Source organism: Mycolicibacterium tusciae, assembly GCF_002086795.1.
In the GTDB taxonomy this organism is placed as follows: domain Bacteria; phylum Actinomycetota; class Actinomycetes; order Mycobacteriales; family Mycobacteriaceae; genus Mycobacterium; species Mycobacterium tusciae.
On the sequence record NZ_MVIM01000059.1, the window covers coordinates 1 to 908 of the forward strand.

At 64.1% G+C, this 908-nt stretch carries 1 protein-coding gene; it reads right to left on the bottom strand.

The features are described from left to right. Positions 1-908: condensation domain-containing protein (locus BST47_RS30100; protein ID WP_234809936.1), on the bottom strand; the 908-nt coding region annotated here is incomplete at both ends.

Consider the following 908-nt stretch of genomic DNA (forward strand, 5'->3'; position numbering starts at 1 on the left):
GCGGCCTGCATGACCATGAAGTTGGTTGCGTTGTGTTCGCGGGCTACCTCACGCACCCGCTGCTGCAACTCCGCGGGCCAATCCACATCCACCCTGGCACCACGATGATCAGCCACCGCCGGATACGGCCGATCCGTAGGAAGCGCCAACCGCTCGGGCATCCCAGCAAGGGCCTCCTGCCAATAAGCCACCTGCGCACCGATCCGGCTATCACGGTCCTCGAGATCACCGAACTGCCGACGCTGCCACAACGCGTAATCGATGTACTGCACCGCCAACGGCGCCCACTGCGGCGGCTCACCGGCACACCGGCCGGCGTACGCCACGCCCAGATCACGCACCAACGGGATGATCGACCAACCGTCGGCAGCAATATGATGCACCACACCAACCAACACATGCTCATCATCCGAAACCCGGAAAAGCCGTGCCCGCAAAGGAATCTCAGTCGCCAAATCAAAAGCGTGACGCGCCGTCTCCTCAATCGCCTCACCAAGACGACCCGCCGACCACGCCCTGGCATCAGCCACATCCCAGCCAAACTCCGCCCGCGCTGCAGGTACCACCACCTGCTGAGGAATCCCCTCGGGCGCGGTGATCACCGTGCGCAATGATTCGTGGCGACTCACCACGTCCGACAGTGCCGCATTCAACGCATCGACATCCAACCCACCACCGATCCGAAGTGCTGTGGCCATGTTGTAAACCGGTGACGGCCCCTGCAATTGATCGATGAACCACAACCGGCTCTGCCCGAAGGACAAGGGCACCGTCGCCGGCCGTGGAGTGGCCACCAAGGGCTCGAGCCCCCCAGCCTCGCGGCCGAGTCGGGGCGCCAGCATCGCAACCGTCGGCGCGTCGAACACGGTGCCCACCGAAAGTCCGGTGCCCATAGCGGCATTGATCGC